The organism is Pseudomonas sp. c313 (assembly GCF_055407145.1).
In genome coordinates this window covers 66,187-88,375 of the sequence record NZ_JBUZRD010000001.1, presented here as the reverse complement: position 1 = coordinate 88,375, position 22,189 = coordinate 66,187, and the positions used below count along the sequence as shown (strand labels likewise).

Genomic DNA, 22,189 nt, shown 5'->3' with positions numbered 1-22,189 from the left:
AGGCTTGAACCCATCAGAGAATTCGCATGCAGACTTTTTTTATCGCGCCCACCGATTTCGGTGTGGGTCTGACCTCCATCAGCCTTGGGCTGGTGCGTACCCTTGAACGGGCCGGGCTGAAAGTCGGCTTTTTCAAACCGATTGCCCAACCGCACCCCGGCGACACCGGGCCGGAGCGCTCCACCGAACTGGTGGCCCGCACCCACGGCCTGAAGCCGCCCCAGCCCCTGGGCCTGGCCCATATCGAGCGGATGCTCGGCGACGGCCAGCTCGATGAGCTGCTGGAAGAAATCATCACCCTTTACCAACAGGCCGCCGTGGGCAAGGACGTGCTGATCGTCGAAGGCATGGTGCCGACCCGCAGCGCCAGCTATGCGGCTCGGGTCAACCAGCACCTGGCCAAAAGCCTGGATGCCGACGTGATCCTGGTCTCGGCCCCGGAAAACGACGTGCTCACCGAGCTATCGGGCCGCGTGGAACTGCAGGCCCAACTGTTCGGCGGGCCGAAGGACCCGAAAGTCCTCGGTGTGATCCTCAACAAGGTGCGTACCGACGAAAGCATGGAAGCCTTCGCCGCGCGCCTCAAAGAGCATTCGCCATTGCTTCGCAGTGGCGACTTCCGTCTGCTGGGTTGCATTCCCTTCCAACCGGAACTCAACGCCCCGCGCACCCGTGACGTCGCCGACCTGATGGGCGCGCAGATACTCAACGCCGGGGATTACGAAACCCGGCGCATGACCAAGATCATCATTTGCGCGCGCACCATGCGCAATACCGTGGAACTGCTCAAGCCCGGCGTATTGGTGGTGACGCCGGGGGATCGCGACGACATCATCCTCGCCGTCAGCCTCGCCGCCATCAACGGCGTGCCATTGGCCGGCCTGCTGCTGACCAGCGACACCCTGCCCGACCCTCGGATCATGGACCTGTGCCGTGGCGCGTTCCAGGCCGGGCTGCCAGTGTTGTCGGTGAGCACCGGCTCGTACGAGACCGCCAACCAGCTCAACAGCCTGAACAAGGAAATCCCGATTGATGACCGCGAGCGCGCGGAGATCATCACCGACTTTGTCGCCAGCCAGCTGGACGCCCGCTGGCTGCACCAGCGCTGCGGTACGCCACGGGAAATGCGCCTGTCGCCGGCGGTGTTCCGCTATCAGTTGATCCAGCGCGCCCAGGCGGCCAACAAGCGCATCGTTTTGCCGGAAGGCAGCGAACCGCTGACCGTGCAGGCTGCAGCGATCTGCCAGGCGCGGGGCATTGCCCGATGCGTTCTGCTGGCCAAACCGGCAGACGTGGAAGCGGTGGCTCGCGCCCAGGGCATCGAACTGCCCGAAGGGCTGGAGATTCTTGACCCTGACCTGATTCGCCAGCGTTATGTCGAGCCAATGGTAGCCTTGCGCAAGAGCAAAAGCCTCAACGCGCCGATGGCCGAGCAGCAGCTTGAAGACACCGTGGTCATCGCCACGATGATGCTGGCGCTGGATGAAGTCGACGGCCTGGTCTCGGGCGTCATCCACTCCACCGCCAACACCATCCGCCCAGCCCTGCAGCTGATTAAAACGGCGCCGGGCTGCACCCTGGTGTCGTCAGTATTCTTCATGCTGTTCCCCGAGCAGGTGCTGGTCTACGGCGACTGCGTGATGAACCCGCACCCAAGCGCGGCGGAACTGGCGGAGATCGCCCTGCAAAGCGCCGACTCGGCCGCCGCCTTCGGCATCACCCCGCGCGTAGCGATGATCAGCTATTCCAGCGGTGACTCGGCCAGCGGCGAAGAGGTGGAGAAAGTCCGCGAAGCCACCTTGCTCGCCCATGAAGCGCAAGGCTCGCTGCTGATCGACGGCCCGTTGCAGTACGACGCCGCAGCCAACGAAACCGTCGCCCGCCAACTGGCGCCCAACAGTCTGGTGGCGGGCAAGGCCACGGTGTTCGTGTTCCCGGACCTGAACACCGGCAACACCACCCACAAGGCGGTGCAGCGCAGCGCCGATTGCGTGAGCCTTGGCCCGATGTTGCAAGGCCTACGCAAGCCGGTCAATGATCTGCCCCGTGGGGCCCAGGTGGACGACATTGTCTACACCATCGCCCTGACCGCAATTCAAGCCGCCAACCGACCTATGGATGTCTAAATGCTGGATTTTCTACCTCCCGCCGTGCGCGGGGTGATCGCCTCGCTGTTACTGGCGTTGAACACGATCCTGCTGTGCTCGTTCCTGTTTATCGTAGCGCTGTTCAAGGTGCTGCCGTTCGCCCAGCGCTTCAGCGAGTGGCTGATGAATCACACTCACGAAGCATGGATCAGTAATAACAAGGCCTGGATGAATCTGGTGCAGCGCACGCGCTGGCAATTGACCGGGCTTGAAGGGCTGGATTATCAGCATTCTTATCTGGTGACCAGCAACCACCAGAGCTGGGTTGACATCATGGTGCTGCAGTACGTGCTCAACCGCCGTATTCGCCCGCTGAAGTTTTTCCTCAAGCAGCAATTGATCTGGGTCCCCGTGATCGGCCTGGCTTGGTGGGCGTTGGGCTTCCCGTTCATGAAGCGCTATACCAAGGCCTACCTGGAAAAATATCCGGAGAAGAAAGGCAAAGACCTGGAAACCACCCGCAAGACCTGCGCGAAGTTTCGCCACAACCCGGTGGGCATTTTCAACTTCGCCGAGGGCACGCGGTTTACTGAGGGCAAGCATGCCCAGCAGAAGTCACCATTTCGCTACCTGCTCAAGCCCAAGGCCGGCGGCATTGCGTTTGTGCTGGATGCCATGGGTGAACAACTGAAGTCGCTGGTGAACGTGACCATTCACTACCCTGGCGGGCGGCCCGGCTACTGGGATTTGCTGTGTGGCAATGTGCAGGATGTGGTGGTGCAGTTCGAAGAGGTGCAGATCCCGGCCGAGTTCATTGGCAAGAATTATGAGCAGGATGGGGAGTATCGGTTGCAGTTCCAGGGGTGGATCAATGGGTTGTGGGAAGAGAAGGATGCACTTCTGGAGAAGCTGCACCACGAATTCCCCGCGCGCCCTTTGTAGGAGCAAGCTTGCTCGCGATGGTCGTTAACGATAACGCTGTTAGCCTGACACCCAACGGCGCTTTCGGGTTTTTCGCGAGCAAGCTCGCACCTACAAATGATCTAGGCTGAATACATGAAAAAGCCCGCCACCGAGTGATCGGTGGCGGGCTTTTTTGTAGCGACGATGCTTAGATCGCGCCGCGCTGACGCAGCAGCTCCAGCACTTGCTTGACGCTTTCTTCCAGCGACAACGCCTGGGTGTCGATCACCAGATCGGCGTTCAACGGCACGTCGTACGGGAAAGACTCGCCAGGGATGTTATCCCCGCCCGCCGCATACAAGCCTTGCGGATCACGCTCGGCGCATACCAGCGGCGACGCCTGCACATACACCGTCAGCAGACGATCAGCACCAATCAGCGCCTTGGCCTGTTCGCGGCCTTCGGAATCCGGGGCGACAAAGGCGGCGAGGGTCAGCAAGCCGGCTTCATTGAACTGACGCGCCACATGAGCGGCACGACGCCAATTCTCGGTACGCCCGGCGCGATCCTGTGGCAGACCTTTATTCAGGTCATGGCGCAGGTTCTGGCCATCGAGCACAAACACCGCACGGCCCAAGTCGAACAGCTTGCGCTCAACCGCATAGGCCAAGGTGCTTTTGCCAGCGCCGGACAGGCCGCTGAACAACACGGTGGCAGGTTCCTGGCCGAAACGCTGGGCACGCTCTTCGGTGGCTACATGGGCCAACTTGCCGTGCTGCGCCGCGCTGCCGTGAGTCACCGGCTGGGCGATGATCATGCCTGCCGCGACGGTGCCGTTGGTCAAACGGTCAATGACGATGAACGAACCAGTTGTGCGGTTGCTGGCATAGCCATCGAGGGCGATGGCGGCATCGAGGCTGACCTTGACCCGGCCGATCTCGTTCAACTGCAAGGCACTGGCCGGGCCTTCGGCCAGGGTGTTCACATCGACACGGTGGACGATACTGGTAATGGAACCTGGCACGTAACTGGTGGCGCGCTTGATGTCGTATTTCTTGCCCGGCAGCATCGGTTCTTCAGCCATCCACACCAGCATGGCGTCGAAGGCGTCGGTCACTTGCGGCACGTTGTCGGCATGCACCAGCAGGTCACCACGGGAGATGTCGATCTCGTCTTCCATGGTCAGGGTCACGGCCTGGCCGGGACCTGCGTGTTCCAGTTCACCTTCGAAGGTGACGATGGATTTGACGCGGCTGCTCTTGCCCGACGGCAGTACCACGACTTCGTCACCCTTGTGCACGATACCGCTGGCCAGGGTGCCGGCAAAACCACGGAAGTTCAGGTTCGGACGGTTGACGTACTGCACCGGGAAACGCAGGTCGGTGTAGTTGCGGTCGTTGGCGATCTCGACGGTTTCAAGGATCTCCATCAGCGACTGGCCGGTGTACCAGGGCGAGCGTTCGCTCTTGTTCACCACGTTGTCGCCCTTGAGCGCCGACATCGGCACAAAGGCCATGGTGCTCGGCTTGAAGGCGATGCCATCGGCAAACTTCAGGTAGTCGGCCTTGATCGACTCGAACACGCTTTCATCAAAGCCGTTGAGGTCCATTTTGTTGATCGCGACGACGATGTGCTTGATGCCCAGCAACGAGGCGATAAAGCTGTGGCGACGGGTCTGGGTTTGCACGCCGTAGCGGGCATCCACCAGGATGATTGCCAGGTCACAGGTGGAAGCACCAGTGGCCATATTGCGGGTGTACTGCTCATGGCCAGGGGTGTCGGCGATGATAAATTTACGCTTGGCGGTGGAGAAATAGCGGTAAGCCACATCAATGGTGATGCCCTGCTCACGCTCGGCCTGCAGGCCGTCGACCAGCAACGCCAGGTCGATATCGTCACCGGTGGTACCGACTTTCTTCGAATCGCGGGTGATGGCTTCCAGATGGTCTTCGTAGATCATCTTGGAGTCGTGCAGCAGGCGCCCGATAAGGGTGCTCTTGCCGTCGTCGACGTTGCCACAGGTCAGAAAGCGCAGCATTTCCTTGCGTTCGTGCTGGCTCAGGTAGGCGAGGATGTCCTCGCTGATCAAATCAGATACGTGCGACATGACAACCCCTTAGAAATAACCCTGACGTTTTTTGTCTTCCATGGAGCCGGCGCCATCGTGGTCGATGACACGGCCCTGGCGCTCGGAAGTTCGCGTCAGGAGCATTTCCTGGATGATATCTGTCAGCGTCTCGGCTTCAGACTCCACCGCGCCCGTCAACGGGTAGCAGCCAAGGGTACGGAAACGTACTTTCTTTTTGACGATACGGGCTTTGTCTTCGTCGGACAGATGCTCGAGGATGCGCTCGTCGTCGATCATGATCAGCGTGCCGTTCTTCTCGATCACATCGCGTTCGGCGGCGAAGTACAGCGGCACGATCGGGATGCCTTCAAGGTAGATGTACTGCCAGATGTCCAGCTCGGTCCAGTTGGACAGCGGGAACACGCGGATCGACTCGCCCTTGTTGACGTTGCCGTTGTAGACGTTCCACAACTCAGGGCGCTGGTTTTTCGGGTCCCAGCGGTGCTTGCTGTCGCGGAATGAGTACACGCGCTCTTTGGCACGGGATTTCTCTTCATCGCGACGGGCGCCGCCGAAAGCTGCGTCGAAACCATACTTGTCGAGGGCCTGCTTCAGGCCTTCAGTCTTCATGATGTCGGTGTGCTTGGCGCTGCCGTGGGTAAACGGGTTGATGCCTTGCGCCACACCGTCAGGGTTGACGTGGGTGATCAGTTCCAGGCCCAGCTCTTCGACCATACGGTCGCGGAACGTGTACATCTCCTGGAATTTCCACTGGGTGTCGACGTGCATCACCGGAAACGGCAGCTTGCCGGGGAAGAATGCCTTGCGCGCCAAGTGCAGCATCACGGCGGAGTCTTTACCGATCGAGTAGAGCATCACCGGATTATCGAACTCGGCGGCGACCTCGCGGATGATGTGGATGCTTTCCGCCTCCAGCTGTTTCAGATGCGTCAGTTTGTCGACCATGGCTACTCACGAAAACGATCTTATGGACGGCCAGCGGGCCGTGTTCGAGCGAGGCATGCTAGCACAGCACCTGCTTCTAATCAGGGAGCTGGCTAGATCGAAACGATATATGAATATGCCGCTGGGTTTGGCCCTCAAATCGGGTTGGGGCAGTCAATGAATATATGTTCCAGGGCAAAGCGCCTTGCCAGGTAATCCCCCAGCGCCTGCACCCCATAGCGCTCGGTGGCGTGATGCCCGGCTGCAATAAAGCTGATGCCGTTTTCCCGAGCACTATGGAACGTCTGCTCAGAGGCCTCACCGCTCAGGTACAGATCGACTCCCGCCAGCACGGCCTGATCGATGTAGCCCTGGCCACCGCCAGTGCACCAGCCAACGCGGCGGATCATTTCGCTGCCTTCGATCAACAACGGCTCGCGGCCCATGGCTTCCTGAACGCGGCGAGCGAAGTCACGGGGCGACACGGGCTCTGCCAGGGAACCAACCAGGCCGACGACCTTGAGGTTGTCCGGGTCCAGTGGGCCTTCGACGGTGATATCCAACTGCCTGGCAAGCTGCACGTTGTTGCCAACCTCCGGGTGCAGATCCAAAGGCAGGTGATACGCCAGCAAGCTGATGTCGTGCTTGAGCAAGGTCTTGAGGCGGCGCTGTTTCATGCCAGTGATGCACGGGTTTTCGCCTTTCCAGAAATAACCGTGGTGCACCAGCACCAGATCGGCCTGGGCTTCAACCGCTGCGTCCAGCAATGCCTGGCTGGCGGTCACGCCGCTGACGATGCGCAGCACTTGCGGCCGGCCCTCAACTTGCAGGCCATTGGGGCAGTAATCGGCAATTTTTGCGCTGCCTAGGTAGCGATCTGCTTCTTCTACGAGGGTGCTCAGGGCGACGGCCATAAAAGACTCCTAAATATCCCGTTCAGAGGCGCTCGCGGCCTCGTATAATGCGCCACATTATGGGCGCTCCCGCGCCCCCTGCAACCTGTCAGGATTTGCTTAATGCTCAAGGCACTGCGTTTTTTTGGATGGCCATTGCTGGCCGGCGTGCTGATTGCCACGCTGATTATTCAGCGTTATCCCCAATGGGTCGGCCTGCCGAGCCTGGACGTCAACCTGCAACAGGCACCGCAAACCAGCGCGGTGCAACAGGGCCCGGTGACCTATGCCGATGCGGTGACCGTCGCAGCGCCAGCCGTGGTCAACCTGTACACCACCAAAGTCATCAACAAACCGCCGCACCCTCTGTTTGAAGACCCGCAGTTCCGGCGTTTCTTCGGTGACAACTCGCCCAAGCAGCGGCGCATGGAATCGAGCCTCGGCTCCGGGGTGATCATGAGCCCGGAAGGCTACATCCTCACCAACAACCACGTGACCACCGGCGCCGACCAGATCGTCGTCGCCCTGCGTGATGGCCGGGAAACCCTGGCCCGCGTGGTCGGCAGCGACCCGGAAACCGATCTCGCAGTACTGAAAATCGATTTGAAGAACCTGCCGTCGATCACCATCGGCCGCTCCGAAGGCTTGCGGGTCGGTGACGTCGCATTGGCCATCGGCAACCCGTTTGGTGTCGGCCAGACGGTGACCATGGGCATCATCAGCGCCACCGGGCGCAATCAACTGGGCCTCAACAGCTACGAAGACTTTATCCAGACCGACGCCGCAATCAACCCCGGCAACTCCGGCGGCGCGCTGGTGGATGCCAGCGGCAACCTGACCGGGATCAACACCGCAATTTTCTCCAAATCCGGTGGTTCCCAAGGCATCGGTTTCGCGATCCCGGTAAAACTGGCCACCGAAGTGATGAAGTCAATCATTGAGCACGGCCAAGTGATTCGTGGCTGGCTGGGGATTGAAGTGCAGCCGCTGACCAAGGAGTTGTCAGAATCCTTTGGTTTGACAGGGCGGCCAGGAATCGTCATCGCGGGGATCCTGCGGGGTGGCCCGGCCGAGAAAGCCGGCATGCAGGTCGGCGATGTGATCCTCAGTATCGACGGCGAACCGGCTGGCGATGGCCGCAAGTCGATGAACCAGGTGGCGCGGATAAAACCCACCGAGAAAGTTGCCATCCTGGTGATGCGCAACGGCAAAGAGATCAGGCTGTCGGCAGAAGTCGGGTTGCGGCCGCCGCCCGCGCCGGTAAAAGAACAGGAGTAAGGGTAAAACTCCAAAGAGATACACTCTCATTAGTCATGTTATATTGTTTCAATATTGATATTGGAACGCTCTACCATGACGTCTCGTAAATTTGCTCCACTGGCGGGCATCGCCCTGGGCCTGCTGGTGGACCCGGTGTTCGCCGAAGACACCAACACCGTTGAACTGGACGCCATCAGCGTCACCGCCGACGCTTACGAATCGGCCACCGAGCCGGTCAAGGGCTATCGCGCCACCCGCTCCGCCAGTGCGACCAAGACCGACACCGCCCTGCGAGATATCCCCCAATCGATCAGCGTGATTCCCGCCACGGTGCTCAAGGACCTGGGCAGTACCAATGTCGAGCGTGCCCTGGAGTTTGCCGGCGGCGTGTCCAAGCAGAACAACTTCGGCGGCCTGACCCTCTACGAATACAGCGTGCGCGGCTTCACCACCTCGGAGTTCTACCAGGACGGTTTCAGCGCCAACCGTGGCTACCCGAGCACCCCGGACGCGGCCAATATCGAACGGATCGAAGTGCTCAAGGGCCCCGCCGCCAGCCTTTATGGTCGCGGCGACCCCGGCGGCACCGTCAATATCGTCACCAAAAAACCGCAGCCCGAAGCCTTTACCACCGTGCAGACCAGCGCCGGCAGCTGGGATCGCTACCGCACCGCGGTTGACATCAACACCCCGCTGGACAGCGAAGGCAACGTGTTGTCGCGGGTCAACCTGGCGGTGGAAGACAACCACAGCTTTCGCGATCACGTGCAGAGCAAGCGCGTGTTCGTCGCACCATCGTTCAGTTGGCAACTGGACCCGGACACCCACCTGTTGGTGGAAAGTGAATTCGTGCGTCACAGCTCAACCTTCGACCGCGGCATCGTCGCCCCCAATAACCGCTGGAGCGGCGTCTCCCGCTCGACCTTCCTCGGCGAGCCCAACGACGGCGCTATCGACAACCACAACAACCGCCTGCAAGCGACCCTTGAGCATCATCTGAACGATGCCTGGAAACTACGCCTGGCCAGCCATTACAAACAAGGCAGCCTGAGGGGCGACGCCTCTGAGAACCGCGCAGTGAACGCCGATGGCCACACCATCAACCGCCGTTATCGCGAACGTTCCACCGGTTGGCACGACAGCATCACCCAGCTGGAACTGCGCGGCCTGTTCGACATTGGCAGTTGGCAGCATGAACTGCTGATCGGTACCGAATACGAGGACTACCGCAAGAAAGAACGGGTGACCGCCATTGCTGGCAGTTACCCCATCGACATCTATAAGCCGATCTACGGCCAGCCCAAACCCAACGGGGCCCGCTCCGGCACCAACTTCTTCGAACAGGTCAAAAGCCAGGCACTGAACCTGCAGGACCAGATCGTCTTCACTGACCGTCTGCGGGGCATGGTCGGCGCGCGCTTCGAACACTTCGAACAAAGCACTGACGACTTCACCCGTAACCACGCCAAAAGCCAGCAGGCCCACGACGCCCTGACCCAGCGCGCCGGCCTGCTGTATCAACTGACGCCTCAAGTCGGTCTGTTTGCTAACGCCTCCACCTCATTCAAGCCCAACAATGGCCTGGACGCTGGCGGCAAATCCTTCAAACCTGAAGAAGGCGTGGGCTACGAAGTGGGTATCAAGAGTGAGCTGTTCGACGACCGCCTGAGCACCACCCTCGCCGCGTTCCATATCGAAAAGGAAAACGTTCTGGCCCTGGACCCGGACACCAACACCAGCCGCGCCATGGGCAAGGCTCGCAGCCAGGGATTTGACCTGCAACTGACCGGGCAATTAACCGACGCTGTGCGGGTCATTGGCGCCTTTGCCTACATTGATGCCGAAGTCACCAAGGGCAACAAGGCCATCCCTGCCGGCAGCCGCATTCTCGGCGTGGCCAAGCGCAGTGGCAGCCTGTTGGGGGTGTATGAGTTTCAGGATGGCCTGCTGCGTGGCTCTGATCTGGGCGCCGCCTTCACCTACGTCGGCGATCGCTCGGGCGAGGCCGGTGGCAGTTTTCAATTGCCGGCCTATCACACCGTCGACCTGCTGGCCCATTACAAAGCCAGCGACAACGTCACGGTGGGCCTGAACCTCAATAACCTGTTCGATGAAAAGTACTACGAGCGCTCCTACAGCAACTACTGGGTCAACCCCGGTGAGCCGCGCAATTTCACCGTCAGCCTGACCCTCAACCTGTAACCACGGCGCCTACAATTGCAGCGGCGCTCTTTCACACAGCGTATTGAGCGCCGCCGCCCACTGCTCATTATCATTAAGGCACGGCACCAGCACCAACTCCTCGCCCCCCGCCTCACGGAACTGCTCCAACCCGCGATCACCAATTTCTTCCAGGGTCTCGATGCAGTCTGCGACAAACGCCGGGCACATCACCAACAACTTCTTAACCCCTTGCTTGGCCAGCGCTTCCAACCGGGCCTCGGTATAGGGTTCGATCCACTTCGCCCGACCCAGGCGCGACTGGAATGCCACAGACCACTTGCCATCCGGCAAGCCCATGCGCTCGGCAAAAGCCTGAGCGACGCTGAAGCATTGCCCGCGATAGCAAGTGGCCCGGACTTCTGGCGAGGCATTTGCGCAGCAGTCAGAGGCGCCATCGAATTCATGACCAGGATTGAGCTTTTTCAGGTGCCGCTCCGGCAGGCCGTGGAAGCTGAACAACAGGTGATCAAAGTTTTGCTGCAAATGCGGCCTGGCACTGGCCACTAGGGCATCAAGGTACTCCGGCTGATCGTAGAACGGCTGCAGGATCGAGAACTGCACCTTGAGCTTCTTCTCGCGCACTACCCGCTGGGCTTCTTCAATCACCGTGGTCACGGTGCTGTCGGCAAATTGCGGATACAACGGCGCCAGGGTGACTTTCTGGATGCCCTGGGCGGCCAGGCGGGTCAGCACGCTTTCAATCGACGGTTCGCCGTAGCGCATCGCCAGTTCCACCGGGCCCTGGGTCCACTGGGCAGTCATCTGCTGTTGCAGGCGGCGACTAAGGACTACCAGCGGCGAACCCTCCTCCCACCAGATCGAGGCGTAGGCATGGGCCGACTGCTCGGGACGCTTGATCAGGATCAACGACACCAGCAAACGCCGTACCGGCCACGGCAGGTCGATTACATAAGGGTCCATCAAAAACTGATTGAGGTAGCTGCGCACATCGGCCACCGAAGTGGACGCCGGTGAACCCAGGTTGACCAGTAACAACGCGTGATCCGTCATGCAACATCCTATCTCTAGAGGCGGCTGGACAAGTCATCCAGGGCCGCGTGCAACTCAGTGAACTGAAATGTGAAACCGGCGGCCAACAGCCGTTCCGGGACCGCCTTCTGACCGCCCAGCAACAAGCCGGACAACTCACCCAACCCCACCCGCAGGGCGAAGGCCGGCATGGGTATGAACGCCGGACGGTGCAGCACCTTGCCCAGGGTTTTGGCAAACTCGCGGTTGCGCACCGGATGAGGTGCACAGGCATTATAAGGACCCCTGGCGTTGCTCTTGTGCAGAAGAAAATCAATCAAGGCGATTTGATCCTTGATATGGATCCACGGCATCCATTGCCGACCATTACCGATGGGCCCGCCCAGCGCCAGTTTAAACGGCAGCAACAGGCGCGACAAAAAGCCGCCCTGCGCCGCCAGCACCAAGCCTGTACGCACCAATACCACGCGTATGCCGAGGGCTTCGGCACGCTGGGCGGTTTCTTCCCAGGCGATACACAGTTGGCTGGGGAAATCGTCCTGCACCGGGCCGCTGTCTTCAGTCAGCTCGCGCTCACCGCCGTCGCCGTACCAACCGACCGCAGAACCGGAGATCAACACCGCAGGTTTGTGCTCAAGGCCGTCTAGCCAAGCCAGCAGGGTTTCGGTCAGGCTGATCCGACTGCTCCACAACAGGGCCTTGCGTTTATGGGTCCAGGGCCGGTCGGCAATAGGCGCTCCGGCCAGGTTGATCACCGCATCCACCGGCTCCGCCAGGTCTTGCAGACGGGCTATGCCGCGCACCGGATCACCACAGAGCTTGGCCACCTGCTCGGGGCGACGACTCCAGACGCTCAAGCGATGCCCCTGTGCCAGCCAATGTTGGCAGAGCTGGCGACCGATCAGACCCGTACCACCGGTCAGCAAAATATGCATGAGATCTTCCTCGTGTAACGTTCGCCGGCCATCACTGGTCTATTTTATAAGCAGGGATCTTTTTAATCCGGCGCACGTTGGTTTAACCCGCAGGTTTAACCATAGGTCACGCCAAACGTTCAGGTACGCCAAAACCTATACTAAAAAATAAAATTGTACAGCTATTGATGGCGATGTAGCCTGTACCCAACGGTAAAATGAGGCCCTCCATGACTGTTCCCATCGCGATCATTGGTACCGGCATCGCCGGACTTTCGGCCGCCCGAGCGTTAAAAGATGCCGGGCACGTTGTACAACTCTTCGATAAAAGCCGTGGCAGCGGCGGACGCATGTCCAGCAAGCGCAGTGATGCTGGCGCCCTGGACCTGGGCGCCCAGTATTTCACCGCCCGCGACCGGCGCTTCGTCAACGAAGTGCAGCGCTGGCAAGCCAATGGTTGGGTCGCCCAATGGAAGCCGCAGCTGTACAACTTCCAGTCCGGCCAGCTCAGCCCCTCCCCTGATGAACAGACCCGCTGGGTGGGCACGCCCCGCATGAGTGCCATCACCCGCGCCCTGCTTAACGACTTGCCTGTGGAGTTCGGCTGCCGCATCACCGAAGTGTTCCAAGGCAAACAGCACTGGAACCTGCTGGACGCCAACGGCGGCAACCACGGTCCCTTCAGCCATGTGATCATCGCCACCCCGGCGCCCCAGGCCACTGCGCTGCTGGCCGCCGTACCAAAATTGGCCAGTGCCGCCGCCGGGGTAAAAATGGACCCTACCTGGGCCATCGCCCTGGCGTTCGACACACCCTTGGATACACCCATGGAAGGCTGCTTCGTGCAGGACAGCCCGCTGGACTGGCTGGCCCGCAACCGCAGCAAACCGGGGCGCGATAACACCCTCGACACCTGGGTATTGCACGCCACCAGCACCTGGAGCAAGCAGCACCTGGACCTGCCCAAGGACGCGGTGATCGAACTGCTGCACGGCGCATTCGCCGAACTACTGCACTGCACCATGCCTGCCCCCTCCTTCAGCCTGGCTCACCGCTGGCTCTATGCCCGGCCGGCCAGCAGCCACGAATGGGGCGTGCTGGCCGACGCCGATCTGGGGCTGTACGTGTGCGGCGACTGGTGCCTGTCGGGCCGGGTCGAAGGTGCCTGGCTCAGCGGCCAGGAAGCGGCAAAGCGGCTGATCGAGCACCTGCAGTGAACCGCATCAATCCCGCCAAATTGCTGCTGTCGAAGTGGACAGCGGCCCGCCCCCGCAACAAAGAAAAACACTTCCTGGTCAGCGAATTGTTTCGCGACGAAGAAGGCACGGTGCTGGAAATCGAATTGCAAGCTGTACTCACCCACCGTGGCGAACGCCTGGCCTGGCACACCCTGCAAAATGCCGAAGACTGGAAAATGGGTTGGAAATAACCCGACGGCAAATACCTATACAAATAAATTGACTTGTACAGCATCAAACCTATGATGAGGTTTAGTTGTACACAAATAACATCCCGTACAAGAATCTTGCAGAGGTTTTGGCATGTCCAGTACCCCGTCCACTACTAGCAAACCCAAAATCGCCATCAGTGCCTGCCTGCTGGGCGAGAACGTGCGCTTCAACGGTGGACACAAGCAATCGCAACTGTGCAGCCAGACCCTGACGGATTATTTTGACTTCGTGCCCTTGTGCCCCGAAGTCGCCATCGGCCTGGGCATTCCCCGAGAACCGATCCGCCTGGTGGGCGATCCCCAGCACCCTCAAGCTGTCGGCACCGTTCACCGCGAACTGAACGTGACCCAGCCGCTGGACGACTACGGCCAGCAGATGGCCGCCGAACACACCGACCTCTGCGGCTACATCTTCATGCAGAAATCACCCTCCTGTGGCCTGGAACGAGTCAAGGTATATCAGGATAACGGCATGCCCATCGATGGCGGTGGACGCGGCATCTACGCCCAGGCGTTCTGTGCCCGCCACCCCAACCTGCCGGTGGAAGAAGACGGTCGGCTCAATGACCCGGTACTGCGGGAAAACTTCCTGACCCGCGTCTTCGTCTACGCCACCTGGCAACAGCTGCTGGCCGAGGGCCTGACCCGCCACCGCCTGCTGGCATTCCACTCGCGCTACAAATACCTGCTGATGGCCCACAGCCCGGCCCACTACAAAAGCCTCGGCCACCTGCTGGGCAACATGAGCAAGGACGTCGACCTCAACCAACTGGGTGTGGGCTATTTCAGCAAACTGATGACGGCACTGAAAAAATGCGCCACCCGCGGCACCCACACCAACGTGCTGCAACACATCAGCGGTTACCTCAAGCAAGCCATCAGCGCCGAAGACAAACAGGAAGTGCAGACCATCATCGACCAATACCGCCACGGCATCGTGCCGTTGGTGGTGCCGATGACCTTGCTCAAACACCACTTTCGCCAACATCCGGACCGCTACATAGAGCAGCAGGTTTACCTGCAACCGCACCCGGAAAACCTCAGCCTGCGTAATGCGATTTAACCCATGAATGTGCTTGTACAAGACGATATCGAACCCGGCGAAAACTTTGCCCAGGCCCTGGAACAAGGCTGGCTGCCGATTCGCGAAGTGGCGCGCCAGACCGGTGTCAACGCCGTAACCCTGCGCGCCTGGGAACGGCGTTACGGCCTGATCGTGCCGCAACGCACGCCCAAGGGGCATCGACTGTTCTCCGCCGATCACGTGCAACGCATCCACACCATCCTCACATGGCTTAATCGTGGCGTACCGGTCAGCCAGGTCAAACAACTGATCGACACCGCACAACCCGTCGACGACAGCGTAGAAAACGAATGGCATAGCCTGCGCCAACATCTGCTAATAGCCATCAGTCAACTGGCCGAGCGCCGGGTGGACGATGCCTTCAACCAGGCCATGGCGCTGTACCCGCCGCGCACCCTGTGCGAGCAACTGTTGCTGCCGCTGCTCAAGGAACTTGAACAACGCTGGCAAGGGCAGTTCGGTGCGCAAATGGAGCGGGTGTTTTTCCATTCCTGGCTGCGCAGCAAGTTCGGCGCCCGGATGTACCACAACAACCGTCAGCTCAATGGGCCGCCGTTATTGCTGATCAATCACTCGGATCTACCTCTGGAACCCCACTTGTGGTTGACCGCCTGGCTGGTCAGCAGCGCCGACTGCCCTGTGGAGGTCTTCGACTGGCCACTGCCCGCCGGCGAGCTGACCCTGGCCGTCGAGCATTTGCAGCCCCGTGCAGTGCTGCTTTATTCGAGCAAGGCCATCAATTTGGTGGCCTTTGCGAAGCTCCTGAGCGGCGTCAGTTGCCCAACACTAATGGCCGGACCAACGGTATGCATCCATCAAGCCGAGTTGTCCGTATTAACCCATGACATCCCTGAATTATTCCTGGCCGAAGACCCGTTGTCGGCCCATCAGGCATTGATCCAGCGTGGACTTCTCTAAATGCACTTGACCTGGCTGCGCACCGACCTGCGCCTGCATGACAACACCGCCCTCACTGCCGCAAGCCAGCGAGGCTCAACGGCAGCTGTCTACTTGATCACCCCCGATCAATGGCTTGCCCATGACGATGCACCGTGCAAGGTGGATTTCTGGCTGCGCAACCTGCAGGCCTTGAGCCAAGCCCTGGCTGAATTGAACATCCCGCTGCTGATCCGTTATGCCGCAACGTGGGATCAGGCGCCGCAGGTGCTCGCGCAATTGTGCCAGGAGCTATCGATCGAGTCGGTCCACGTCAACGAAGAATATGGCATCCATGAAAGCCGTCGCGACGCAGCCGTCGCCCAGACGCTGGAGGGCCAGGGCGTCACCTTCCACCGCTACTTGGACCAGTTGCTGTTCCAACCCGGCAGCGTGCTGACCAAGACCGGTACTTACTTCCAGGTGTTCAGCCAGTTTCGCAAAGTCTGTTACAACCGCCTGCACAGCGCCCTGCCCCGATTGGTGGCAACGCCCAGGACGCAAACTGTATTGGACCTGAAAAGCGATCCGGTCCCTGAGCACGTCAGCGGTTTCGCCACGCCCAGCGAAGGCCTGCGTGCCCTGTGGCCAGCGGGTGAAGACGAGGCGCGGCGTCGCCTGGAGCAATTCACCGACGGGCAGATCAGCGACTACAAGCACGAACGAGACTTCCCGGCCAAGCCCGGCACTAGCCAGTTGTCCGCCTACCTGGCCGCCGGCGTGGTCTCGCCGCGCCAGTGCCTGCACGCTGCGCTGCAAAGCAACCGGGGTGAATTTGAAAGCGGCGATATGGGCGCCATCACCTGGATCAACGAGCTGCTGTGGCGCGAGTTCTATAAACACATCCTGGTGGGCTATCCTCGGGTCTCCCGCCACCGCGCCTTTCGCCCCCAAACCGAAGCGGTGGCCTGGCGCCACGCCCCTGAAGACCTGGCCGCCTGGCAGCAAGCGCGCACTGGCCTGCCGATCATCGACGCAGCCATGCGCCAGTTGCTGGAAACAGGCTGGATGCACAACCGCCTGCGCATGGTGGTGGCGATGTTCCTCACCAAGAACCTGTTGATCGACTGGCGCGAAGGCGAGCGTTTCTTCATGCGCCACTTGATTGATGGCGACCTGGCGGCCAACAACGGTGGCTGGCAGTGGAGTTCATCCACCGGCACCGACTCGGCGCCTTATTTCCGAATTTTCAGCCCGCTGAGCCAGTCGGAAAAATTCGACGGTGAAGGACGTTTTATCAAGCACTGGCTGCCGCAGTTGGCCACTCTGAACAAAAAAGAAGTGCATAACCCCGATGCCGTCGGCGGCCTGTTTGGCGTGGCCGACTACCCGCGGCCGATTGTCGACTTGAAGAAGTCCCGGGAGCGCGCCCTGGCGGCCTTTCGCAGCCTGCCCTCGCACCAGTCGGCTGGGGGTGTGTATGAGTGATTTCCTGCGCCGGTTTGCCCATGCCTTCGCGACCCTGGACAAACACAACCTGCACCTGCTCGACAGCTTGTACAGCAAGGACATCACGTTCACCGACCCGCTGCACGAGGTCCAGGGGCTGACGGCACTGCATGCCTATTTCGCCGGGATGTACGACAACGTCAGTCAGCTGCGTTTTGATTTCCACGGCTTCGACCAAGTGGCCGAGGGCGAAGGTTATCTGCGCTGGAAAATGAGTTTTTGCCACCCGCGCCTGGCCAAGGGCCAACTGATTCGGGTGGAGGGCTGCTCGCACCTGCTGTGGCGCGACAAGGTTTACCGGCACCGAGATTACTTCGATGCGGGCGCGCTGCTTTATGAACACTTGCCGCTAATCGGTCGGGTTGTCAGTTGGCTGAAAAGGAGAATGGGATGAGCCCTACACCGCCTCGTCGTTATTGGTTGACCGGCGCCAGCAGTGGCATCGGTGCCGCCCTGGCCGAAGAGCTGCTCAACAGCGGCGCTCATGTGGCGATCAGTTCGCGCTCCAAAGCGCCGCTGGAGCAGCTTGATCAGAAATATCCGGGGCAAGTGCTGGTGGTGGCGGGCGACCTGACCAACAGCCAAACAGTGCGCGAGATCGGCGAGCATATCGCCGTGGTCTGGGGTTCCCTGGACACGGTGATCCTCAATGCGGGCACCTGCGAATACGTCGACGCCAGGCAGTTTGACTCCTCAATCATCGAGCACGTGGTTCGCACCAACCTGCTGGCCAGCAGTTACTGCATCGAGGCGGCCTTGCCGCTGTTGCGCGCCGGTCATACACCGCATCTGGTGGGCGTCGCCAGCGCCGTGACCTATTTGCCGATGTCACGGGCCGAGGCCTACGGCGCGTCCAAGGCCGGCCTGCGCTACCTGTTTGAATCCCTGCGTATCGACCTGTCGCCTGAAGGCATTGATGTCACCGTGATCAGCCCGGGCTTTGTCGACACACCTCTGACTGCCCGCAACGACTTCCCGATGCCCTTGAACTGGCCGGTAGACAAGGCCGCCCGGCATATTTTCGCCAAGCTGAACAATCGCCCACTGGAGATCGCCTTCCCCGCGCTGTTTATCGCCGCCTTGTGGCCGCTGTCGAAACTGCCAAACCGCGCGCAACTGATCATCGGCAAGCGCATGTTGCGCAGCCCGCCGCCTCATAAGGACAACCTGTGAAGATCGCCATTATCGGCAGTGGCATTTCTGGGCTGACCAGTGCCTACCTGCTCAGTCGTCGCCACGACATTGCGCTGTTCGAAGCGGGCGAGCGCATCGGCGGTCATACCCACACGGTGAACGTGACCGTAGAAGATGAACAGTACGCAGTGGACACCGGCTTTATCGTGTTCAACGACTGGACCTACCCCAACTTCATTCGCTTGCTCGGGCAGATTGGCGTGTCGTTCAAGCCCACCGAGATGAGCTTTTCGGTATGCGACCAGAACGAAGGCTTTGAGTACAACGGCAACAACCTCAACAGCCTGTTCGCCCAGCGCCGCAACATTCTCTCCCCCGGTTTCTGGGGCATGTTGCGCGATATCCTGCGCTTCAATCGCCAGGCACCGCTGGATCTGCAAGAGCAGCGCATCAGCGCCGAGATGACCCTGGGCGAGTACTTGCAGGCCGGCAACTACGGCCCGCGCTTTATCCGCCATTACATCGTGCCCATGGGCGCGGCGATCTGGTCGATGTCGCTGGCGGACATGCTCGGTTTTCCGCTGCAATTTTTCGTGCGGTTCTTCAAGAACCACGGCCTGCTGTCGGTCAACAACCGGCCGCAATGGTGCGTGATCAAGGGCGGTTCCAACTGCTATATCGAGCCGCTGAGCGTGTCCTTTCGCGAACAGATTCGCCTCAATTGCCCAGTGAGCCGCGTGGAGCGTACCGCTGAAGGCGTGATCCTCCACAGCGTCGCTGGCAGCGAACAGTTCGACAAAGTGGTCTTCGCCTGCCACAGCGACCAGGCCCTGCTCCTGCTGGGTGACCCTAGCCTGGCCGAGCAGCAGATCCTAGGCGCGATGCCCTACGCCGATAATGACGTGGTCCTGCACACCGACATTCGTTTGCTGCCGGATCGTAAATTGGCCTGGGCCAGTTGGAACTACCGGCTGGACGGTAACGCCCACAAGCAGGCGGCTGTCACTTACGACATGAACATCCTGCAAGGCATCGAGAGTTCGACCACCTTCTGCGTCAGCCTCAACCAGACGGCGATGATCAACCCCCTGAAAATCCTTGCCCGATACACCTACGCCCATCCGCAATACAGCCTGGCCGCCGTAGCCGCGCAAGCCCGCTGGGAAGAGTTGCATGGCACCCGGCACACCTATTATTGCGGCGCCTACTGGGCCAATGGTTTTCATGAAGACGGCGTAGTCAGCGCCCTGCGCGTGGCCCAGGCCTTTGGGGAAACCCTGTGAACAGCGCCCTGTACAGCGGCTGGATTGCCCACCGCCGGTTTACGCCCAAGGCCCATGCCTTTCGCTACCGGATCGGCCTGCTGTACCTGGACCTCAGCGAACAGGATCACGTGTTGCAGCTCTCGCCCCTGGCCGGCACCGGCCGCTTTGCGCCCTTTGCCTTTCGCCAGCAAGACTATCTGCGTGAATTCACGCGCCACGGCATGAGCTTGACCGCCGCGGTGCAGCAAGAAGTCGGCAAGGCGCTGGGGTATGTGCCCCAAGGCGGTATCTGCCTGCTAACCCAGGCTCGCAGTTGGGGCCTGGCGTTTAATCCGGTGAGTTTTTTCTACTGTTTCGAAGCCGATGGGCGGCTGGCGGCGATCCTCTGCGAAGTCACCAACACGCCCTGGCGCGAGCGCTACCACTACGTGCTGCCAGCTCAGGCGCTAGCGGCCGATGAGCATCAACACTTTGCCGTAGCCAAGGCGTTTCATGTCTCGCCGTTCCTGCCAAGGGACCTGGAATACCGCATGAGCTTCAGCCCGCCCACCACAAGACTCGGCGTGCACATGGCCGACTGGCAAGGCGAGGTCAAAGTGTTCGACGCCACCTTGAGCCTGCAACGCGAGGCCCTCGATCGATCCAGCCTGCACCGTTACCTGTGGCGCTTCCCCTGGATGACCGCCAAGACCTGCCTGGCAATTTACTGGCAAGCCCTGCGCTTGCTGTTTAAACGCACGCCGATTTTTCCCCACCAGGCCGCCGATGGCGCCTCACGAACTGCAGTTGGGTATACCAAGGATCACCGCCATGAAATCCCCTAGCTTATCGGTCAAATCCAGTCGTTTAAACGTTAACGGCATGACCGGCGCCTTGTTGCGCAAGGCTGTGCTGCGCCAATTCGGTAACCTTCGTCACGGCCAGTTGGTGGTGATCGAAGACGGCGAGCGACAAGTCTTCGGTGCTCGAGAAGCGCACCTGCTGGGGGAAGTCCAGATCCTTGACCCGGCCGTATGGGGCCTGGTGGCGGCCAACGGTTCCATCGGTGCCGGCGAGGCGTTTATTCATGGTTACTGGAGCAGCCCGGACCTGACCGCCGTAGTGCGCGTGATGGTCAGCAACCTCGATGTACTCGATGCTCTTGAAGGCGGCCTGGCGAAACTGGCGCGGCCCTTCACCCAAGGCCTGCACTGGCTCAACCGCAATACCCGCAAGGGCTCACAGAAGAACATCGCCGCACATTACGACCTGGGCAATGATTTATTCGAAGAGTTTCTCGACCCAACCATGATGTATTCGGCCGCACAGTTCCTTACTGACGACGACACCCTGGAACAGGCACAACTGAACAAGCTGGAACGTATCTGCCAGAAACTGGCGCTCAAGCCTTCGGATCACCTGCTGGAAATCGGCACTGGCTGGGGCAGCATGGCGCTGTACGCCGCGCAGCACTATGGCTGCAAGGTCACCACTACGACCTTGTCCAAGGAGCAGTTTGCCTACACCGAAAAGCGCATTGAAGCACTGGGTTTGCACAATCAGGTGACGCTGCTGTTGCAGGATTATCGCGACCTCACCGGGCAATACGACAAACTGGTGTCGATCGAGATGATCGAAGCCGTGGGCCATCGTTTCCTGGCGACTTACTTCAAGCAGTGCGCGCAGTTACTCAAGAGCGACGGCCTGATGCTGCTGCAAGCCATCACCATCCGCGAGCAACGCTACGAACAGGCCAAGGGCAGCGTGGACTTTATCCAGCGCTACATCTTCCCCGGCGGCGCCCTGCCCAGTGTGCAAAAAATGCTGGACATCGTCAGCCGCGACACCGACATGAACCTGCTGCACATGGAAGACTTCGGCCTGCACTACGCGCGAACCCTGCGGCTGTGGCATGAGAGCTTTCGCCGCGCCCATGGCCGCCTGATGGAACTGGGCTACGACGAATACTTTCTGCGCCTGTGGGAGTTTTACCTGTGCTACTGCGAAGGCGGTTTCATGGAGCGCACCATCGGCACGGCACAATTGCTGCTGGCCAAGCCCTCGGCGGTAACCCAACCCTTACTCGGCCGCTTTAATGCTTAAAAAGCTGGCGAATGCCGTGCTGTTTCAGTGCGGCTGGTTTGCCTGCGTCATTGGCGGTGACAGTCTGTGGTTGCTGGTGGGGTTGGCGGTATTGGCTATCCATCTGCTGTGGATAAGTTCATATGCCAAAGAAGGAGGACTTATTCTCGACGTCACTCTGGCTGGCACGGTGCTCGACACGCTATTACGCAGTTTGGGCGTGTTTCAGTTCAGCGAACCTGGCCCATTGATTCCTTTCTGGCTGATCCTGCTGTGGGCGCTGTTAGCCACCACTCTGCGTCATTGTCTGGCCTGGACAGCACGCCCCTGGTGGCGCGCCAGCCTGCTAGGGGCGCTGGGCGGGCCGCTGTCCTACTACGCCGGCAGCCAATTGGCTGGCGTAATTTTCCCTTACGGTACCGGGCCAACGCTTGTTGGGCTGGGGTTGCTCTGGGCGCTGGTTTTTAGAGGGCTACACCGGATAGCACAGTAACGTCCGTCAGAGCTTTCACACCGATGCAGCGCTG

20 protein-coding genes are annotated in these 22,189 nt (G+C 60.3%); 15 read left to right on the top strand and 5 right to left on the bottom strand.

Going from position 1 to position 22,189, the window contains the following annotated elements; all coding sequences use genetic code 11:
* The first annotated feature begins 26 nt into the window (after positions 1-26).
* Together pta and ACZRKZ_RS00450 are read left to right on the top strand one after the other, a co-directional pair.
* Positions 27-2,126 carry a phosphate acetyltransferase gene (gene pta, locus ACZRKZ_RS00455; RefSeq protein WP_463968011.1) on the top strand — a complete coding sequence of 700 codons (2,100 nt, stop codon included), beginning with the start codon at positions 27-29 and terminating at the stop codon, positions 2,124-2,126.
* Positions 2,127-3,029, top strand: a complete 903-nt coding sequence (locus ACZRKZ_RS00450; protein ID WP_463980417.1) for an acyltransferase — start codon at positions 2,127-2,129, stop codon at positions 3,027-3,029.
* A gap of 169 nt (positions 3,030-3,198) precedes the next feature.
* Here ACZRKZ_RS00450 and cysN read toward each other — a convergent pair whose 3' ends face one another.
* The 3 genes from cysN to ACZRKZ_RS00435 all read right to left on the bottom strand — a co-directional run bounded on the left by cysN (position 3,199) and on the right by ACZRKZ_RS00435 (position 6,917).
* Complete coding sequence (gene cysN / locus ACZRKZ_RS00445; RefSeq protein WP_463968009.1) at positions 3,199-5,097, bottom strand: sulfate adenylyltransferase subunit CysN; 1,899 nt, start codon at positions 5,095-5,097, stop codon at positions 3,199-3,201.
* Positions 5,098-5,106: 9 nt separating this feature from the next.
* Positions 5,107-6,024, bottom strand: coding sequence for a sulfate adenylyltransferase subunit CysD (gene cysD / locus ACZRKZ_RS00440; RefSeq protein ID WP_133101974.1), 918 nt, complete (start codon positions 6,022-6,024; stop codon positions 5,107-5,109).
* Between the two features lie 134 nt (positions 6,025-6,158).
* A complete protein-coding gene (locus tag ACZRKZ_RS00435; RefSeq protein ID WP_350616566.1) occupies positions 6,159-6,917 on the bottom strand; it encodes a Nif3-like dinuclear metal center hexameric protein in 759 nt (252 codons plus the stop codon).
* A gap of 102 nt (positions 6,918-7,019) precedes the next feature.
* On the opposite strand from ACZRKZ_RS00435, the gene algW reads away from it, so the two are divergent.
* Together algW and ACZRKZ_RS00425 are read left to right on the top strand one after the other, a co-directional pair.
* The gene (gene algW / locus ACZRKZ_RS00430) at positions 7,020-8,174 is read left to right on the top strand and encodes a Do family serine endopeptidase AlgW (RefSeq protein ID WP_463968008.1); all 1,155 of its coding nucleotides are present in this window, start codon (positions 7,020-7,022) and stop codon (positions 8,172-8,174) included.
* A 75-nt stretch (positions 8,175-8,249) separates the two neighbouring features.
* On the top strand, positions 8,250-10,358 hold the full coding sequence (locus tag ACZRKZ_RS00425) for a TonB-dependent siderophore receptor (protein ID WP_463980416.1): 2,109 nt from the start codon (positions 8,250-8,252) through the stop codon (positions 10,356-10,358).
* A 9-nt stretch (positions 10,359-10,367) separates the two neighbouring features.
* On the opposite strand, the gene hemH is transcribed toward ACZRKZ_RS00425, so the two are convergent.
* Entirely contained in the window at positions 10,368-11,390 is a 1,023-nt protein-coding gene (hemH, locus tag ACZRKZ_RS00420; protein WP_463980415.1) for a ferrochelatase, read from the bottom strand.
* A gap of 14 nt (positions 11,391-11,404) precedes the next feature.
* Positions 11,405-12,304: a TIGR01777 family oxidoreductase gene (locus ACZRKZ_RS00415; protein WP_463980414.1), complete on the bottom strand. Its 900-nt coding sequence runs from the start codon at positions 12,302-12,304 to the stop codon at positions 11,405-11,407.
* Between the two features lie 209 nt (positions 12,305-12,513).
* Between ACZRKZ_RS00415 and ACZRKZ_RS00410 the strand changes: the two genes are divergently transcribed.
* From ACZRKZ_RS00410 to ACZRKZ_RS00360, 11 genes are all read left to right on the top strand, one after another.
* On the top strand, positions 12,514-13,500 hold the full coding sequence (locus tag ACZRKZ_RS00410) for an NAD(P)/FAD-dependent oxidoreductase (RefSeq protein WP_463980413.1): 987 nt from the start codon (positions 12,514-12,516) through the stop codon (positions 13,498-13,500).
* Positions 13,497-13,712, top strand: coding sequence for a TIGR02450 family Trp-rich protein (locus ACZRKZ_RS00405; protein ID WP_463980412.1), 216 nt, complete (start codon positions 13,497-13,499; stop codon positions 13,710-13,712). The genes ACZRKZ_RS00410 and ACZRKZ_RS00405 overlap by 4 nt, the downstream gene beginning before the upstream one ends.
* Before the next feature lie 112 nt (positions 13,713-13,824).
* Positions 13,825-14,796, top strand: coding sequence for a YbgA family protein (locus ACZRKZ_RS00400; protein WP_463980411.1), 972 nt, complete (start codon positions 13,825-13,827; stop codon positions 14,794-14,796).
* Between the two features lie 3 nt (positions 14,797-14,799).
* Complete coding sequence (locus tag ACZRKZ_RS00395; protein ID WP_463980410.1) at positions 14,800-15,735, top strand: MerR family transcriptional regulator; 936 nt, start codon at positions 14,800-14,802, stop codon at positions 15,733-15,735.
* A complete protein-coding gene (gene phrB, locus ACZRKZ_RS00390; RefSeq protein ID WP_463980409.1) occupies positions 15,736-17,181 on the top strand; it encodes a deoxyribodipyrimidine photo-lyase in 1,446 nt (481 codons plus the stop codon).
* On the top strand, positions 17,174-17,596 hold the full coding sequence (locus tag ACZRKZ_RS00385; protein WP_463980408.1) for a nuclear transport factor 2 family protein: 423 nt from the start codon (positions 17,174-17,176) through the stop codon (positions 17,594-17,596). The genes phrB and ACZRKZ_RS00385 overlap by 8 nt, the downstream gene beginning before the upstream one ends.
* Positions 17,593-18,375, top strand: coding sequence for an SDR family NAD(P)-dependent oxidoreductase (locus ACZRKZ_RS00380; RefSeq protein WP_463980407.1), 783 nt, complete (start codon positions 17,593-17,595; stop codon positions 18,373-18,375). Before ACZRKZ_RS00385 ends, ACZRKZ_RS00380 begins: the two co-directional genes overlap by 4 nt.
* Complete coding sequence (locus tag ACZRKZ_RS00375) at positions 18,372-19,619, top strand: NAD(P)/FAD-dependent oxidoreductase (protein ID WP_463980406.1); 1,248 nt, start codon at positions 18,372-18,374, stop codon at positions 19,617-19,619. The genes ACZRKZ_RS00380 and ACZRKZ_RS00375 overlap by 4 nt, the downstream gene beginning before the upstream one ends.
* Positions 19,616-20,425, top strand: a complete 810-nt coding sequence (locus ACZRKZ_RS00370; protein WP_463980405.1) for a DUF1365 domain-containing protein — start codon at positions 19,616-19,618, stop codon at positions 20,423-20,425. The genes ACZRKZ_RS00375 and ACZRKZ_RS00370 overlap by 4 nt, the downstream gene beginning before the upstream one ends.
* On the top strand, positions 20,412-21,683 hold the full coding sequence (locus ACZRKZ_RS00365; protein ID WP_463980404.1) for a class I SAM-dependent methyltransferase: 1,272 nt from the start codon (positions 20,412-20,414) through the stop codon (positions 21,681-21,683). Before ACZRKZ_RS00370 ends, ACZRKZ_RS00365 begins: the two co-directional genes overlap by 14 nt.
* Entirely contained in the window at positions 21,676-22,155 is a 480-nt protein-coding gene (locus ACZRKZ_RS00360) for a DUF2878 domain-containing protein (RefSeq protein WP_463980403.1), read from the top strand. The genes ACZRKZ_RS00365 and ACZRKZ_RS00360 overlap by 8 nt, the downstream gene beginning before the upstream one ends.
* The last annotated feature ends 34 nt before the right edge of the window (positions 22,156-22,189 follow it).